We start from the raw sequence: 15,659 nt of genomic DNA on the forward strand, positions 1-15,659 counted from the left end.
GGCTGCAATGGCATTTGCAAATCCAAAATCGTCGGCACGATAACTGAAAAAGGCCTAACCACACTTGATGAAGTGCGCGCACATACCAAAGCCTCTGCGTCTTGTGGCACTTGCACAGGCCTCGTTGAACAATTGATGGCACTAACATTGGGCGATAGCTTTGATGCGAATGCCCAGCAATCTATGTGCAAATGCACCGACTTGGGGCATGGCGATGTTCGTCGCCTCATCAAAGCCAAAGAGCTAAAAACCATCCCTGCGGTAATGCAGGAACTGCAATGGAAAACCTCTTGCGGGTGCGCCAAATGTCGACCAGCGCTCAATTATTATTTGGTGTGCGATTGGCCCGATGTTTATGCGGATGATTATCAGTCGCGCTACATCAACGAGCGGGTGCACGCCAATATCCAAAAAGATGGCACCTATTCGGTTGTGCCCCGCATGTGGGGCGGCATGACCTCCTCGTCTGAGCTGCGGGCAATCGCTGACGTCGTAGACAAGTTCGATATTCCAGCCGTCAAGGTTACGGGCGGTCAACGCATTGACATGTTGGGGATCAAAAAACACGACCTGCCTGCTGTTTGGGCTGATTTGGGTAAGGCAGGTTTTGTTTCCGGTCAAGCATATGCCAAAGGCTTGCGCACGGTAAAAACCTGCGTTGGCAGTGACTGGTGTCGGTTCGGCACACAAGACAGCACGGGTTTGGGCATCAAACTTGAAAAGTTCATGTGGGGGTCTTGGACGCCTGCAAAACTCAAGCTCGCGGTTTCTGGTTGCCCGCGCAATTGCGCTGAGGCCACCTGCAAAGATATCGGCATCATCTGCGTCGATAGCGGATACGAAATCCACTTTGCAGGCGCTGCTGGGTTGGACATCAAGGGCACACAAGTGTTGGGCAATGTCTTAAGTGAAAATGAGGCACTGGAACATGTGGTGGCCTTGACCCAAATGTATCGCGAGCAAGGTTTCTACCTTGAACGGATATACAAATGGGCTGCACGGATCGGGCTTGATGAAATTCGCCAGCAAATCATGGAAAACGACGAACGGCGCAAAGACTATTTCGACCGTTTTGTGTTCAGCCAAAAATTTGCCCAAGTCGACCCATGGTCCGAGCGTGTTTCGGGCAAGGACAAACATGAGTTCAACCCTTTGGCCACACTAGATTTGGAGGCTGCAGAATGAGTGCTGTATCCCTTGCTATGTCTCAATCCCTTGTTGACGTCGGCGCGATCGACGACGTGCCACAAAGGGGCGCACGCTGTGTCAAAAAGGGCGATCTTACTATCGCAATTTTCCGCACACAAGATGATCAGTTCTTCGCGCTTGAAGACAAATGTCCGCATAAAAACGGGCCCCTAAGCCAAGGCATTGTGCATGATGGCTGCGTCACCTGCCCCCTGCACAATTGGGTGATTTCACTCAGTTCTGGCCAAGCCCAGGGGGCTGACGAAGGGGAAACCCGCACCTTCACCGTTGAGGTGCGTGATGGTCGTTTGTTGCTGGATTTGGAGGAAATGGCCTAATGGGGGACACGCCGCCAATTCGCACCACTTGTCCCTATTGTGGGGTCGGCTGCGGGGTTCTTGCCACGCCACGAAGCGATGGCAACGTGACGATTAAAGGCGATCCGGATCATCCAGCGAATTTTGGCCGGCTTTGTTCAAAAGGCATGGCTCTTGGTGAAACATTGGGGTTGGATGGTCGGCTGCTTTATCCTGAAGTCAACGGTCAAAAGACGAGTTGGGATCAGGCGCTCGATCATGTGGCGCAGCGCTTTAAAAGAACCATTGAAACCTATGGCCCCGACTCGGTTGGTTTTTATCTCTCAGGCCAGATGCTGACCGAAGATTATTATGTGGCCAACAAACTGATGAAGGGTTTTATCGGTTCGGCCAATGTGGACACCAACTCGCGGCTTTGCATGTCTTCAACGGTGGCAGGCCATAAACGTGCTTTTGGATCAGACACCGTGCCGGGCAATTATGAAGACTTGGAGCATGCTGATCTTATCGTGCTCGTCGGCTCTAACATGGCCTGGTGCCACCCGGTCTTGTTCCAGCGCATTCTCGCCGCTAAAGACAAACGCCCTGGGCTAAACATCGTGGTAATTGATCCGCGCCGGACGAAAACAGCAGAAATGGCGAACTTGCATTTGCCCATCAATGCGGACGGTGACGTTGCCCTCTTTAACGGGTTGCTGCAACATATTGTCCAAACCCAAATGGTCAACTCCAGCTATGTCGGTGATCATACTGTTGGGTTTAGTGAAGCGGTAAATGCCACACAAATTTCCCAAAAAGACCTGATCAAACGAACAGGCTTGAGCGAGGGACAAATCAATGAGTTTTACTCGCTGTTTGTAAATACTGAAAAAGTGGTCACTTGTTTTAGCCAAGGGGTCAACCAATCCAGTTCTGGCACGGACAAGGTCAACGCCATCATCAATTGCCATTTGGCGACCGGGCGCATTGGGCGCAAAGGCATGGGACCCTTTTCGCTGACCGGGCAACCCAACGCCATGGGCGGGCGCGAAGTTGGCGGTTTGGCCAATATGTTGGCCGCACATATGGACATTGACAATCAAGCGCACCGCGACTTGGTGACAGAGTTTTGGGGAGCGTCGAACCTCGCCCCCAAGCCCGGACTAAAGGCTGTCGAGCTTTTCCGGGCACTTAAATCGGGCGATGTTAAAGCCCTTTGGATCATGGGGACGAACCCCATGGTTTCGATGCCGGATACGGACTTAGTGGCCGAAGCACTTGCCGCCTGCCCGATGCTTGTTGTGTCTGACATGATGGCCAACACGCCAACGATGGGCTTTGCGCAGGTTAAATTGCCCTCGATTGGATGGGGCGAAAAAGGCGGTACGGTGACAAATTCGGAGCGCCGCATTTCGCGCCAACGAGCGTTTTTGCCTGCTCCAGGCATGGCCCGCCCAGATTGGTGGCAAATGGCGCAATTGGGCAAAAAACTCGGGCACGAAGAAGCATTTGGCTTCAAAAACGCGGCGGAAGTCTTCGCTGAACACGCCGCCCTATCGGGATACCAAAACGATGGCACGAGGGATTTTGATATTGGTGTTCATGCTGATGTTTCATCAGAAGAATATGAAGCCCTAAAGCCTTTCCAGTGGCCACAGCCCAAGGAAGCAGAACCATCTGCGACGCGATTTTTTGCTAATGGTAGTTTTTACACTGATGACAAGCGCGGCCGGTTTGTGCCCACCAGACTAGCCGACAAGCAACAGCACAAACCAAAAAGCAAATTTGTTTTGAACACAGGCCGTGTGCGCGACCATTGGCACACAATGACCCGCACCGGCAAAAGCGCCACATTGTCTTCACATATGGGCGAACCTTATTGCGAAATATCGCGGGCAGACGCGCAAAGACTGCACATCAAACCAGCTGATTTGGTCCGCCTTTTCGTCAAGGATCAACAGGTGATCGTTCGCGCACTCATCAGTACCAAACTGAGCGCGGGCCAAGTGTTTTGCCCCATGCATTGGAACAACAATTATGCGTCGATCGGCTCAATCAATCAGCTGGTGAAAGCGGAGCTTGATCCACACTCTGGTCAACCAGCCCTAAAAGCCGCACGAGTAAAAGTTGAGCGCGCAAACATGTCCATTTTTGGGTTCGCGGTCACTCGAAACGAACCGAAAGACTTAAGCGCCGACTATTGGGCAAAAGCCATTACAAGAACCGGATGGCGTATTGAGTTCGCCCACCAGCGCGCACGCGATTTGCCACGGCTGGTGCGCGAGATCGCCAATACTGACGTGACAACAGCCGATGTGGCCTATCATGCGCCTCACGATGATCAACAGCGGCTCGCATGGTTTGATGGTGTGCATTTGCGGACCGCAATTTACATTGCGTCCTCTCCAGTGGAGGTTTCTCGCAGTTGGGCGGCCGGTCAATTGGACACAATATTTGATGAAACCGCCTTGCGCTACAGAATGGTTGCAGGGCGCCCGGGCAAAGATATGCCAGACCCAGGGCCAATTGTGTGTAGTTGTTTTTCGGTTGGCGCCAATCAAATCCTAGACGCTGTAAACGCGGGCTGCACTTCCGTTTCGGAAATCGGCAAAACCCTAAGTGCAGGCACCAATTGTGGTTCTTGCAAAGCAGAAATAAGCGAGTTGATCCATGAACGCTCCCTTCTTGCGGCAGAATAGGTCGCAATCAACATCGGAACGCAAACAACGCATTGAACCACTGAGCGTGTTGCCAGTGTTTTTCAACCTGCAAGCCAAACAAGTGCTGGTGATTGGGGGCACAGACGCCGCAGCGTGGAAAGCTGAACTTTTGGCCGCGGCCGGGGCGAAGGTTTATGTGCATGCGGCACGTTTGAGTGAAGACTTTGAGGCCCTGATAGCCTCAGCACCGCGCCAGTTTTTCAAACGCGACCAACACCAATTGGCGGGTGACATTGCGGACGCGCATTTGTTGATCTGCGATGCACCAAGTGAAAGCGCAGCGAAACATGTGCGCGCCATTGCAAAACTGCACGGGGTGCCGGTGAATATCATCGATCAGCCCGAGTTCTGTGACTTTCAATTCGGCTCAATCGTCAATCGCTCGCCCGCCGTAATTGCGATTTCAACCAGCGGGGCAGCGCCAATATTTGGCCAAGCGATCCGGCGTCGGATCGAAATGATATTGCCAAAAAACCTCTCACGATGGGCGCAATTGGCGCAAAACCTGCGAGATCAAGTCAATCTATTGTTGAAACCGGGTGCTGCACGACGAACGTTTTGGGAGACGTTTGTTGATCGCGCTTTTTCTCACGAGGTCACCTCACAAAGCGAAGACGATCTGCTGACAACATGTCGCGATATTGCAATTGATAAGGGACATTCCACAAAACTGACCCGCATTGGTTATTGCGCCAGTGATCCTGAACTGATCACCATTAAAGCGATACGCGCATTACAATCGGCAGATGTGATTATGCATGGACCAAACACGCCAGCACCAATTTTGGAATTGGCGCGCCGGGAGGCCAAGCGCATTTGCGTTGATGATCCAGAAAATACTGGCAAACCGATAGGCAAACATGTGGTCACCCTGATTGAAGGTGAACCATGCCTATTTGATCAAGCTGAAATAGCGGCACCAAAGACCACTTCATGTGCGCCGGCAACAGCTTGAATTTGAGACTTATCCATCAGGCAAAAGGCCGTGGATAGACCGTCAGCACGTGCTGCGGACTTATCAATAACGCTTAGGCTTTGCCATTTACCGCCTGGCAATCCAGTGCGCGGATCAAGAATGTGCCCGGCAGTGCCCGCTTGATCAAAGAATGTGCCGCCCGGCGCAGAGGTGGCAATTGCAGCGTTTGAGAGCTCTAGTTTTTGCCCCCTATTCGCCAAAGTGATTGGCCATGCAGCCCCACTTGGGGAAACGCCAACTGCCGAAATCTCTCCTGTGTTGACGAGAACATTTTGAACGCCTACTTGGCGCAAAAGATTTGCGACCTTGTCAGCGATGTAACCTTGGGCAATGCCGTTAAATGTGAGTGCCATACCGGGCTTGTTGAACACGATCATTTCAGGTGAAACCGACAGGTTCGACCAACCCGTTTTCGCTTGCGCAGCTTTGATCTCGCTTTGTTTCGGTGCAGAACCCGCTGCGTATTTTTTTGCATAGAGCGCCCACAAGGGTTGCACCGTTGGATCGAATGCGCCAGCTGTTTCTTTGTGAATGCGGTCGCTTATGTTGAGCAAATCAATGAGTTCAAATGCGGGAGCTGTGAGCGTGCCATCACGGTTTAGAACGGACAATTGGCTGTCGGCTTGATAAAGCGAAAACACCTTTTCAAGTCGCACGATTTCCTTCAGCGCTTTGTTCAGCAATGCATCAGCGTTGGGGTGATCCAACACGATATTCGCGTTTGCCCCTAGTGCAACACCGCGCCAATTGAGCGCTGATGCAGATGCGACAGAACCAAGCATGGGCAAAGCAGCAGCACCGGCCAATATAGAGATTACACGACGACGAGAAATCATTGATCTGATCCTTCTTGAGTGTCCACCGGCGCAAGCACGGCTTCGGCAGATATTTCGCTTAGCAATTGCACAGTGCCACCACGCAAATTGGCAAACTCGGTCGCTTTGTCTTTGTTCGAAAACGGCGCGAGTTCGGGCGCGCCCATGCCGCCTGTCGCGTCTGAGCCGACAACAAAATAGGCTTCGTCAGCGCGGATCCAGTTCATTTCGCCTGGCTCCGACCAGCTTTTGGCTTCGCCCATATCGTTGACATACATCACCAATATCTCGGCGGATTGCTCAGGGGACTTGATATAAGCCAAACCGTCGCGCACTTGGGAAAACCACAAAGGTTGGGGCATGCCCGCAAGGTACATTTGTGCCTTTGGGCCTTGATGTTCCAAAATCACCATTTGGCAATAATGGCCCGCAGCTTCTTCGGTTAAGGCAATGGGTTCAGGTGTGGGTTGCACCGCAGCTTCGCTTGAGCACCCCGCAAGCACCAATGCAAATGCGAGTGCGAAACCGTTTTTTATTGTGATCATGGTTCCACCTTTCTAAAGGCGAGAAGGGCAAACAGTAGGGCAGCAACCGGCCACAAAAGCAATGAGGTTAATTGGCCAAAGAATCCGGTGACACTGCTTGCGGCACCAAGGCCAGAGGCGAGCATATTGACAGATTGATCTGGCATATTGAGCAAGCGGAATGCATCGGCTGGGTTGGCCACTAGCGCGTAAGGGAAGATGGTTTTTGAAAAAGCACCGCCTGCATCCGTCACCAGCGCGCCGAGCAGGCCAAGATCGTAAAGCACCACCGCAATCAACCATAGGCCAATGGCGACGCCTGACGCTGCGCCAGTTTGTTTTACCAATGAAGAGATCGTGTAGCCGAGCCCCAAAAATGTCGCACCAAGGGCAAGCGAGGTGAAATAGAGCGCTGCCAGTGGTCCCCACTCAATTGCGCCGGTGCCATGTCGTGAGACGATGATGGCCGTTGTGAGCGCCAAACCGATGGCGATGGCGACACCAAGCACCATCAGGTGGGCGATGAATTTTCCCAGCAAGATTTCTGCGCGTGACAATGGATATGAAAGCGAAAGCGTAAGCGTGCCGCGTTCAGCTTCCCCCGCAATCGCATCAAACGACAAAAGCAAGCCAATCAAAGGCACCAAATAGACGGATAAGGTGGTGATGGAGGTAATGGCAATGGTCATTGGGCTTGCGCCTAAAACGCCAGTTGGCGCATTGCCAGCAACGGTTAAAACCACATTGAACATGGCCATCAAAATGATGGCTGTGGCCACCCATAGGTTGCGGCGGGCGATCAGCAATTCAAGCCGTGCGATGGATATGATTGATGTCATGATTGTTGCTCCTCAACTCGGGAGAAATGACGGTAAAGCTCTTCAAGGCTGGCCGGGGTTACATCCACATCTTTGACCACAGGGCCAAGCGCTGTGATGGCAGACAAAACACCAATTTTTTCATCCGGCGTGCAAACCAGTTCAAGCGACTGGCAATTGACCCGTTGTCCCCCCAATTGTTGGTTGACCCCTTCAATGGTGTCGTTTGTCGCGGTGACTTTGAACTTGATCGGCAAGCTCGCCAGATCACGTAGCTTTTGCAAGCTGTCATTAGCGACCAATTGCCCTTTGGAAAGGATCGCAATTCGGTCCGTGCGCAATTCCAACTCGGTTAGCGCGTGAGAGGACAACATCACAGCGGAGCCGTTGTTCGCCAGTTCTTCAACGATATCGTAAAACTCATGGCGGCTCACCGGATCAAGGCCGCTGGTGGGCTCGTCCAAGATGGCAAGCTTTGGCTGTCCCAGAACGACCTGCGCCAAGCCAATGCGTTGGCGCATTCCTTTGGAATAGGTGCGGATCTTGCGGTCCGCGGCATGGGCCAACCCTACCCGGTCTAACAGGTCGTCTGCTTCTTTGAGCGGCGTAGATTTTAGGCGTGCAAAATGATGCAATTGCTCGCGCCCGGTAAGTGATCCATGAAAGGCAACGCTTTCGGGCAGATATCCGGTTTGTTTGCGCGCGGCGGCGGAGCCGGGTTGGCACCCCAACACCTCAATAGCGCCAGCAGTGATTGGCATTAGACCGAGCACCATTTTGATGATCGTGGTCTTGCCCGCACCATTGTGGCCCAAAAGCGCGACGCGCTCCCCGGCTTCCACGTTCAGCGAGACATCTGACACCGTTTCAAGCGTGCCATGGCGTTTGATTACATGTTCAATTTTAAGGGCAGGCATTAGTTTTCCTCCCATTGTGTAAGAGTTGGCAGGTCTGGCTGCATTAAAGGGGCGCGGTCCACAACGCCGCCCGGCAACAATGCCGGAAATGCGGATTGTGACCAGCGGATCAATTGCACTGCAGGCGATCCAAGCAAGGATTTGGCCGCAGGTTGGGTCCACAATACGTGATCCATAATATCGTTTGGGCGGTAGGCAGCGTCCGCAATGCCGTTTCCATCCAAGTCAAAGGCGGCATGATCGGACCAATAGTTGCCTTTTCCATCAACACTCCAGTCCACCCATTTGGACCCCACATATTTCACCTGCGTGCGGTTTGAAACAAAGGCGTTTGAAACAAATGAGTTGCGCTCTGAGCCAGCGGTAAAATGAATGCCGATTTGGCACTGGGAAAACAGGTTGCGGCTAAAGTCGTTCTTATGCGCATTGTAAATGAACACACATTTTTCACCGCCTTCTTCAATTCGGTTGCCAAGAACAGTGCTTTTGTTGGTATAGTTGAGCATGATGCCATGGTCGCGATCGCCACGGCTTAGATTGCCTTCAATCACCACATTATCCGAATACATGATGGCATAACCAAGGTGATTTCCAAGAGATACATTGTTGCGCACAATAGAGTTATTCGCATGCATATAATGGATTGCAAAACGCAAATCACGCATCCGGTTGCCCGTGAATTCGTTCTTTTTGGAGGTATTGACGAAAATGCCGTCGCGCCCATAGCGAATGTCATTGCCAATGACTTTTGAGCCGGTCGCGTTCCAAACATAGATGCCGTTTCCCCGATCGTTCATGCGATGATCTAAACGGCCTTCGATTTTGTTGTGCTGAACCAGTGCATTTTTGGTGCCGTGGATATCAACCCCCACCAAATTACCCAATAAAATGTTGTTCTCGATCAGCGCACGATCAGCCCCCTTGCCGGTGATAATACCAGCATCGCGGTTTTCGCGATCTGACCCCGACCCCGTGACGGTGACACCGCGTACCGTGACGTCTTTGGCATTCACCACAATGACAGAGCCGATTTCATTGCCTTTGATGTGGGCATGGCCGAGCCCATCCAGAACCAAAGGCACATTAATCTCAATTGGTCCTTGATAGGTACCAGGCGCAAGGCGGATGATGTCACCCGCCTCAGCTTGTTCTAAGGTGATGGCCAATGCATCGCCTTCAGGCACAACTTGCCAGTCGCGAGCCACGGCGGTGGCAGCGCTTGAAATGACCAACAAAAAGGCGAGAAGGCGAAGCATTAGTTTTTCAATCCTTATTTGGGTTCTACAAACATACGGCCGCGCATTTCCATGTGCAGCGCATGGCAGAACCACTGGCAATAGAACCAGTGCACACCAGGACGGCCCGCAATGAAGGTCACAGAAGCGGTGGCTTGTGGGCCAACTTCCATTGCCACATTGTGGTTTGATAGTGAGAAGCCGTGTGTCAGATCATCAATATCATCAAGGTTTGTGACGTAAACCGTTACCTCGTCACCCTGCTTCACAGAGAAGCTTTCAAGTGAGAAGTTAGGCGCCATTGATGTCATATAGACACGAACTTTGTTGCCGTCACGAATGACTTCTTCAGAACCTTCTTCAAGATCCACGCCATCCGCTGCAGCTTGTGCTTTTGCATCATCAAACATTGGATCATTGCGATCCCAAACAGCATTTGGGTTCACTTTTGAAGCGTGAACAATGATTGAATCGTGTGGTTCAGCAAAAGTTGGGCCATCGTGAACGATCTTCATTTCATCAGATGAAATGTCGATCAATTGCTCGTTTTCAGGCTTCAAAGGACCAACGTTTAGGAAACGGTCTTTTGAGAACTTGTTCATTGAAACAAGCCATTTGCCATCAGCTTCAGCGGTTTCACCCATTGAAGTTGAGTTGTGACCAGGTTGGTACGCAACATCAACTTTTGAGATGATTGGATCAACATCTTCACCCGCATAAAGGCGGATGGCCTTGTCGATGTTCCATTTCACCACTTGGCTGTCCAAGAACAAGGTGGTGAAGGCATTGCCTTTGCCGTCGTATGCTGTGTGCAATGGACCTAGGCCCAATTCAGGTTCAGCAACAATAGCTGAACGAGGATCAGCGTCTTCGTTGAACAAGGCGTCAAGTTTTGTCACATCAATAACAGAAACAGTTGGCGACAATTTACCAGCCACACAAACGTGACGTTTGTCTGGAGCAGTGTTAATGCCGTGTGGGCTGTTTGGAATTGGGATGTAACGTGTGTACTTTTTGTTTGAGCCTTTGCGGCCATCAATGATCGGCACACCGTTGAGCATTTGAACGTCGCCATTGGCCACGCCTTTTTCGATCTCTGCAAGATTGAACACAACAACGTGGTCCATCTCGTTTTCGGTCATCTCACCAAGGTTCATACCCATTTCTGAGTTGTAGCTTGTTGAGAAGGCGTATTTGCCTTGGTAATCACAATCGGTGTTATCAAGGTTGCCAGAAACCATGACCTGCCAGCTTACTTTCATCTCATCGCCATCAATGGCTGAGAAGATGTTTGTGTAGGTGGACACATCATGCATGGTTGAGCCGTCGTTCACCAATGGTGCTTCGTGCTCAGAGTTGGCAAACACATAACCGGTACGTGGGAACTTTTGTGGGCGCAAGCCGTGAATATCGTGCGCATTTGGGATCTCAATGATCTTATCGCATTTCATCACGTCAAGACGCACACGGGCTACACGGGTGTTGGCTTTGTCGTTCATGAACAAATAGCGGCCATCATATGTGCCGTCAGTGAAAGACATATGTGGGTGGTGAAGGTCACCATTGTCATATGTTTTCATGCCACTGTCAGCGAGGAATTGTTTTGTTTCCTCGGTCAAACCTTCAGTCAAAATTTTCAATGACTCGTTGGTTTGGCCCCAACCTGTTGCAGAACAACGGTTGAACACTGGCACACGCATCAGTTCGCGCATGGACGGCACGCCCAAAATACGCAACTCGCCGGCTTGGCCTGATGACCAGAAACCGTAATATTCGTCCAATTCGCCCGGTGCAAGTGAACTGCTACCTTCAGATGCTGCTGCTGGTGTTGCCAACAAGGCGGCGCCACCGGTTGCAGCTAAGGAGCCAGCGAGAAATGCGCCAGCACCTGTTCCGGAAAGAAGTTCCCGGCGGGAAATCCCGTCTTTTTTTGCTTCATTGTCAGACATAGTAGCTCTCCTTTATGCTAATGTCTTAGGATGATTTTTTTGTATTCAGCAGCGCTTCCATTGCTGCTTTTGATGCCGCATCACTTTGTGAGCGACGCTCCCGTCCTTTTCGCTTTTTGATACAGACAGGGCATTTCTGGTCGTCCTGATAAAGCACCTGGCAGTGCAAACAGTTGACGCATTCATTTGGATTGATTTCGCCAGTAGGATGGATCGCCTGAACGGGGCATTCGTTCGAACAAGTTTGGCAGGGGCTGCCGCACTCTTTGTAACGCTTCAGCCAATCAAACATGCGCATCCGGGCGGGGATCGCCAGCGCAGCGCCCAATGGGCACAGATAACGACAATAGAACCGCTCAATGAACAGGCCAGCGCCCAAGATCACTGTTGCAAACACCACAAAGGGCCATGCACGATCAAACTTGAGGATGATAGCGGTCTTGAACGGCTCAATTTCTGCATATTGCTCGGCCATGGGGATTGAAACCAATGACAGGCCGAATAGACCCAAGAAGATCATATATTTGAGTGGCCAAAGGCGCTCGTGCAGTCCCCATGGGAGTTCCCATTGTGGTACTTTGAAAAAACGCGCGATTTGGTTTGAGATTTCTTGCATGGCGCCGAACGGGCAGAGCCAGCCGCAATAGGCGCCGCGTCCCCAGAACAAGAGGGCGGCGGCAACTGAGAACCACAGAATAAACACCAGTGGGTCAAGCAAGAACGCATCCCAGCTGAAACCGCTTTGCAATGAAGCCCCAAGCGCCATCAAATTGACGATAGACAATTGAGCGTTCTGGCCCCAGCCAAGGAAGACCAAAGTCACCACCAAAAAGCTCATGCGGAACCAATAGAAGAAACGCGCATTGCGGGTGAATTGCTTTTGGAAGAAGAAGGTGGCCGTCAGCACTGCGAGCATGACGCCAAGCACCACAATTTCAAATTGCTTGTCGTTCCAAATGCGTTTCCACAATGCAGCACGCGCTGCTTGATCGTCTGTTTGATCTACAGCCGAAGCGACCGGTGCAACCGCGGGCAAAGGAGCCAGATATTGCTCTGGCAATTTATACCCCAGATCAAAGGTGAGGAAGGTCTTATCTACTGGCCCAACTTCCCGGTGCGACAACAATTGTAGGCGCCAAGGTTTTGTGGGATCAAATTCTGCATCTGAGCGAATTTTGAACAGATCAAGCTCGGTAAAGCTTGGGGCACCATCGGCCGCAATATTGCCCAATCGGCGCTGATCTTTGTCGTGGAAACGAACAGAGATATCGCCTTGAATGAGCTGAATACGATCAAAAATGCCGCCTCGTACATAGCCCGAGCCTTTGAAGGAATAGAGCCCGCGCCCTGCGATTAAGATGGCGCTTTCACCTTCTTTGAGCCAGCCCTTTAGGTTGGTGTATTCCGCTTCGCCCAACAGGCTTAGGCCAATACTTGGCGCAGAAACCAAAGCGGTGTGCATGTCAATATATGTGGTTTCAGGATCTTTATTGATGGGGCGTTTGATGGCGCGAGGGTCGCCTGCCTCTTCAAACGCTTCATTGATTTGGCCAACGTCCAAGGTTAGGCGACGCACAGTGCCATCGCCGGACATGGTCTGCCAATCACTGATCAAGCTCTCATCGGCATTGAGTTCGCGGGCGGGGGTGTTGTCGGTTTTCGCATCGCTCAACCCACCTAACCCAAGCGCACGCGCCACTTTGATTGCTGATCGCACGATGGAATCATCAATAATCATGATGGTTACTGTTGCGCCAGAGATAATGTCTAGATCATGCGCAGAGCCGCCAGCTGCCGCCTCTTTGACGATATCCAATCCCTTGTAGCTGGCAGTGAGCTTTTTGATTTTGCTGTCCGGAATACCAATCAGCACAATTGGTTCGGAGTGTTTAACCAGCTCTGCGCCCAACAGTTTGCCGTCTAAATCGATTGCGGCCATCACATGGATTGGCTTGCCCGAATAACCTGTTGTGCCAACAAAGTCAGAGGTGATGAAGGCATAGCCCAAAACGTCTTGCCCGCGCAGAATTGGCGCCACCGGCAGTTGAGCATTTATGTTGCCATAGCTGGTCGCCTCAGGCGCAAAGAATTGCGCTTCCACTTTGGGCAGGAATTTTTCAAGGATAGGTCGCGCGGTTTGGGCGAATGCTGCGCTGGCATTAAATGCAAGGGCAAGCGCCACGACGGCGAGAAGGATAAAGGGTGGAAGTGCTGGTTTGAACTGCCTCATGAGAAATCTCCCATGCGGCGCACGCGTGCTGAAGCGTTGATATACATATTAACTCTATCTTTGACTGATGGCGGGCCGCGCGTCATTGGCGCGCGGTTCTGTGCAGAGCTTTTTGAGGCAATGTTTTGAGCTCGAAGCTGGACGTTAGAGCTTGTCAGCATATGAGCAAAGTTTTGGGTTGGCGGCACAATCACCAGCCGCGATGCGCTGGCCAAACAGTCCGAACATTTGGCGCAGTTTGGGCAAGGGCGTTCATTATCTTCTTCGGCGTTGCCACCACTGCTTTGCACCAAGACCACACCTTGCTCACTACAAATCACATCAAAACTTGTCGCCGCTTGAGCGGAAAAGCTTTGTGTAAGCAGCAGCAGCACCGCCACAACGAGCAAAAACTCACCTGCGATCGTTTGAATCGCATGGTGGAGCATTTTTTTGCTGTTGTGTGTGCGGTGCGCAGACATGTTTGAACCGTTTCCTGATTACGGTTGCTGGATACGCCTTGCTTGCGGAAGAGACTTTGTTCTAGATCAAATAGAATGGCGTTCACCCAAAAAATCGACTAATTGGTCAAATACAATTGGTGGCCGCAACTGTTCCTTCATTGCGCTGCATCAAATTGCCGCCTTGATGTTTACGATATGAATGTCCACAACGTCGGTTCAACTAAAACAAAGAGAGTTGTTTCATGAAACTTACACATCTAGCGCTGAGCGGTTTGCTTGCTTTTTCAGCCTTCGGAACTGCCGCTGTAGCGCAGGATTTTGATCGCGCAGCGGAAATCGAAGCAGCAATAGCAGCTGGTGACATCGCTAAGGGCGAAAAAGTATTCAAAAAATGCAAGGGCTGCCATAAGGTCGGTGACAATGCAAAGAACTCTGTGGGCCCGCAGCTAAACCATTTCTTTGGTATCGAAATTGGATCAAGCGCAGATTATAAATATTCAGATCCGCTTTTGGAATTGAAAGCCACGGGTCAAGTTTGGGATATTGAAGCACTTGATGCGTTTTTGAAAAAACCAAAAGACTATATCGCCAAAACCAAGATGACATTTGCCGGGCTGAAAAAAGAAGATGATCGTGCCAATGTTCTTGCCTATTTGGCCAGCATCCAAGTTGCTGAGTAGTACGGCTATTGCCTACCGGCTTTATGATGATTCAAAAAGGGCGTCCTCGTGACGTCCTTTTTTGTATCTTGCGTTATTCTCATGTTCGAAGGGGTGCAAATTTTGCCGATTGCCCAATCGCTCAGGCCGTTGAAAACAATTCCTTATAAACACCCAAATACGCGCTGGCCATTTGTTCGGCGGTAAAGTGCGCTTGAAAGCGGGCGCGCGCATTGCGCCCAAGTTCCAACGCAAGCTCTTGATCACCCCAAAGCTGATCCATTGCCCGGCGCAATGCATTTGGCTCTGAATGTGGACAGATTAAACCGGTCACATTGGCCAAGTTCACATAGGACGTTCCCGTACCAATTTCACAGGTTATCATCGGTTTGCCAAACATGGCGGCTTCGATAAGAGAAACCCCGAACGCCTCCGAACGCTGATTGGAGGGAAACACAAATCCTGTACAATTTCTTAGCAGCGCGCTTTTTTCTTCAGCGCTGACCTGGCCTAAGAAATGCACATTGTCTGCGCCAATGGTCTTGGCCAGCGCCTCCAACTCGGCCCTTTCCGGACCGTCCCCAGCAATCGCGATGGGGTAATGGGCTGATTTTGCAGCCATCACCAAGTCTTTCAGGCCCTTATAATAGCGCAGCACGCCAACAAACAAGAAATAGCGTTCACCAAGCTGTGGCCGCCACTTCTCAGGCACGGCCAAAGCTTCACCCTCAACAAATGAATCTTCAAGGCCCAGCGGGATAACGCTGGTTTTGTTTAGAAACTGTGCCAAGGTCTTGCTGGTATCAACGTAGTTTGGCGAGGTGGCCACCAGGCGGTCGACCTTTTTCAAAAAACGCTTTTTGAGCGGTTCATATACGGCGGACAATAG

The 15,659-nt window shown here is 51.3% G+C and carries 14 protein-coding genes; 5 read left to right on the forward strand and 9 right to left on the reverse strand.

From position 1 onward, the window contains the following. The 4 genes from Q0231_RS14895 to Q0231_RS14910 all read left to right on the forward strand — a co-directional run. Positions 1 to 1,185 (forward strand): (2Fe-2S)-binding protein (locus Q0231_RS14895; RefSeq protein WP_299348678.1); only part of this gene is annotated, 1,185 nt, incomplete at its 5' end. Between the two features lie 17 nt (positions 1,186 to 1,202). After that, positions 1,203 to 1,526: a nitrite reductase small subunit NirD gene (gene nirD / locus Q0231_RS14900; RefSeq protein ID WP_299348711.1), complete on the forward strand. Its 324-nt coding sequence runs from the start codon at positions 1,203 to 1,205 to the stop codon at positions 1,524 to 1,526. Further along, entirely contained in the window at positions 1,526 to 4,183 is a 2,658-nt protein-coding gene (locus tag Q0231_RS14905; RefSeq protein ID WP_299348681.1) for a nitrate reductase, read from the forward strand. The genes nirD and Q0231_RS14905 overlap by 1 nt, the downstream gene beginning before the upstream one ends. Continuing rightward, on the forward strand, positions 4,155 to 5,159 hold the full coding sequence (locus Q0231_RS14910; protein ID WP_299348684.1) for an NAD(P)-dependent oxidoreductase: 1,005 nt from the start codon (positions 4,155 to 4,157) through the stop codon (positions 5,157 to 5,159). The genes Q0231_RS14905 and Q0231_RS14910 overlap by 29 nt, the downstream gene beginning before the upstream one ends. On the opposite strand, the gene Q0231_RS14915 is transcribed toward Q0231_RS14910, so the two are convergent. The 8 genes from Q0231_RS14915 to Q0231_RS14950 are packed head-to-tail and all read right to left on the reverse strand — an operon-like array spanning position 5,105 to position 14,129. Further along, complete coding sequence (locus tag Q0231_RS14915) at positions 5,105 to 6,016, reverse strand: FAD:protein FMN transferase (RefSeq protein ID WP_299348687.1); 912 nt, start codon at positions 6,014 to 6,016, stop codon at positions 5,105 to 5,107. The genes Q0231_RS14910 and Q0231_RS14915 overlap by 55 nt on opposite strands. Further along, entirely contained in the window at positions 6,013 to 6,540 is a 528-nt protein-coding gene (locus Q0231_RS14920; protein WP_269393089.1) for a nitrous oxide reductase accessory protein NosL, read from the reverse strand. Before Q0231_RS14920 ends, Q0231_RS14915 begins: the two co-directional genes overlap by 4 nt. Then, positions 6,537 to 7,358: an ABC transporter permease subunit gene (locus tag Q0231_RS14925; protein WP_299348692.1), complete on the reverse strand. Its 822-nt coding sequence runs from the start codon at positions 7,356 to 7,358 to the stop codon at positions 6,537 to 6,539. The genes Q0231_RS14920 and Q0231_RS14925 overlap by 4 nt, the downstream gene beginning before the upstream one ends. Beyond that, on the reverse strand, positions 7,355 to 8,254 hold the full coding sequence (locus Q0231_RS14930; RefSeq protein ID WP_299348695.1) for an ABC transporter ATP-binding protein: 900 nt from the start codon (positions 8,252 to 8,254) through the stop codon (positions 7,355 to 7,357). The genes Q0231_RS14925 and Q0231_RS14930 overlap by 4 nt, the downstream gene beginning before the upstream one ends. Beyond that, positions 8,254 to 9,510, reverse strand: coding sequence for a nitrous oxide reductase family maturation protein NosD (locus Q0231_RS14935; protein ID WP_299348698.1), 1,257 nt, complete (start codon positions 9,508 to 9,510; stop codon positions 8,254 to 8,256). Before Q0231_RS14935 ends, Q0231_RS14930 begins: the two co-directional genes overlap by 1 nt. 14 nt (positions 9,511 to 9,524) lie before the next feature. Then, the gene (gene nosZ, locus Q0231_RS14940; protein WP_269393093.1) at positions 9,525 to 11,438 is read right to left on the reverse strand and encodes a TAT-dependent nitrous-oxide reductase; all 1,914 of its coding nucleotides are present in this window, start codon (positions 11,436 to 11,438) and stop codon (positions 9,525 to 9,527) included. A 25-nt stretch (positions 11,439 to 11,463) separates the two neighbouring features. Further along, positions 11,464 to 13,668, reverse strand: a complete 2,205-nt coding sequence (locus Q0231_RS14945) for a NosR/NirI family protein (RefSeq protein WP_299348702.1) — start codon at positions 13,666 to 13,668, stop codon at positions 11,464 to 11,466. Next, positions 13,665 to 14,129 carry a hypothetical protein gene (locus tag Q0231_RS14950; RefSeq protein WP_299348705.1) on the reverse strand — a complete coding sequence of 155 codons (465 nt, stop codon included), beginning with the start codon at positions 14,127 to 14,129 and terminating at the stop codon, positions 13,665 to 13,667. Before Q0231_RS14950 ends, Q0231_RS14945 begins: the two co-directional genes overlap by 4 nt. 224 nt (positions 14,130 to 14,353) lie before the next feature. Between Q0231_RS14950 and Q0231_RS14955 the strand changes: the two genes are divergently transcribed. Then, positions 14,354 to 14,791: a cytochrome c family protein gene (locus Q0231_RS14955; protein ID WP_269393096.1), complete on the forward strand. Its 438-nt coding sequence runs from the start codon at positions 14,354 to 14,356 to the stop codon at positions 14,789 to 14,791. Positions 14,792 to 14,912: 121 nt separating this feature from the next. Here the strand turns inward: Q0231_RS14955 and Q0231_RS14960 are convergent. Then, a partial coding sequence (locus tag Q0231_RS14960; RefSeq protein WP_299348708.1) for a glycosyltransferase occupies positions 14,913 to 15,659 on the reverse strand: 747 nt, incomplete at its 5' end.

Source organism: uncultured Maritalea sp. (assembly GCF_937139385.1).
Taxonomy (GTDB): domain Bacteria; phylum Pseudomonadota; class Alphaproteobacteria; order Rhizobiales; family Devosiaceae; genus Maritalea; species Maritalea porphyrae_A.

Excerpts from the sequence above, each read along its gene's own strand:
- nirD (WP_299348711.1), top strand. The coding sequence starts at position 1,203 with ATGTCTCAATCCCTTGTTGACGTCGGCGCGATCGACGACGTGCCACAA.
- Q0231_RS14915 (WP_299348687.1), bottom strand. The coding sequence starts at position 6,016 with ATGATTTCTCGTCGTCGTGTAATCTCTATATTGGCCGGTGCTGCTGCT.
- Q0231_RS14955 (WP_269393096.1), top strand. The coding sequence starts at position 14,354 with ATGAAACTTACACATCTAGCGCTGAGCGGTTTGCTTGCTTTTTCAGCC.
- Q0231_RS14935 (WP_299348698.1), bottom strand. The coding sequence starts at position 9,510 with ATGCTTCGCCTTCTCGCCTTTTTGTTGGTCATTTCAAGCGCTGCCACC.
- Q0231_RS14945 (WP_299348702.1), bottom strand. The coding sequence starts at position 13,668 with ATGAGGCAGTTCAAACCAGCACTTCCACCCTTTATCCTTCTCGCCGTC.
- Q0231_RS14950 (WP_299348705.1), bottom strand. The coding sequence starts at position 14,129 with ATGTCTGCGCACCGCACACACAACAGCAAAAAAATGCTCCACCATGCG.
- nosZ (WP_269393093.1), bottom strand. The coding sequence starts at position 11,438 with ATGTCTGACAATGAAGCAAAAAAAGACGGGATTTCCCGCCGGGAACTT.
- Q0231_RS14905 (WP_299348681.1), top strand. The coding sequence starts at position 1,526 with ATGGGGGACACGCCGCCAATTCGCACCACTTGTCCCTATTGTGGGGTC.
- Q0231_RS14925 (WP_299348692.1), bottom strand. The coding sequence starts at position 7,358 with ATGACATCAATCATATCCATCGCACGGCTTGAATTGCTGATCGCCCGC.
- Q0231_RS14930 (WP_299348695.1), bottom strand. The coding sequence starts at position 8,254 with ATGCCTGCCCTTAAAATTGAACATGTAATCAAACGCCATGGCACGCTT.
- Q0231_RS14920 (WP_269393089.1), bottom strand. The coding sequence starts at position 6,540 with ATGATCACAATAAAAAACGGTTTCGCACTCGCATTTGCATTGGTGCTT.
- Q0231_RS14910 (WP_299348684.1), top strand. The coding sequence starts at position 4,155 with ATGAACGCTCCCTTCTTGCGGCAGAATAGGTCGCAATCAACATCGGAA.